Source organism: Vibrio sp. 10N.222.52.B7 (assembly GCF_041474275.1).
GTDB lineage: Bacteria > Pseudomonadota > Gammaproteobacteria > Enterobacterales > Vibrionaceae > Vibrio > Vibrio crassostreae_C.
In genome coordinates this window covers 1-377 of record NZ_JBFRTU010000688.1, presented here as the reverse complement: position 1 = coordinate 377, position 377 = coordinate 1, and the positions used below count along the sequence as shown (strand labels likewise).

The following is a 377-nucleotide window of genomic DNA, read 5'->3' as shown; positions in this document are numbered from 1 at the left end:
TTCTCGTACTGTTTGCTTGTAAGCAGGATACCGACACTGCCGTCACCTAACCAAGAAGCCATACAATCGATAGCACTACGACCTGGCAGGTTGAAGATTGGGCGCATCACTTTACTTAGTAAGGTGCCAAACAATTCTAGCAAACCAAAGTTAAGTAGTAGTGGCAGTAGTAAACCTGCAAAGATAAATACTGAGAACAGTGTTGGAAGTAGGCCTTCTAGTACGAGACCACCAGTGTTTTCTTCCCAGATAAACTCAGGGCCTACTTGGAAGAAAGCCATGAATGCAGCAGCACCACCGATAAGACGAACCAACAACCACAGTGGAGATGGGTTGAAAAGGCCGTTCAAAAATGAGTTCGATGTAATGAATGCAGG

1 protein-coding gene is annotated in these 377 nt (G+C 45.1%); it reads right to left on the bottom strand.

Features of this window, described 5'->3' with window-relative positions:
• Nucleotides 1–377: nucleoside recognition domain-containing protein (locus AB4512_RS24820; protein WP_372176129.1), on the bottom strand; the 377-nt coding region annotated here is incomplete at both ends.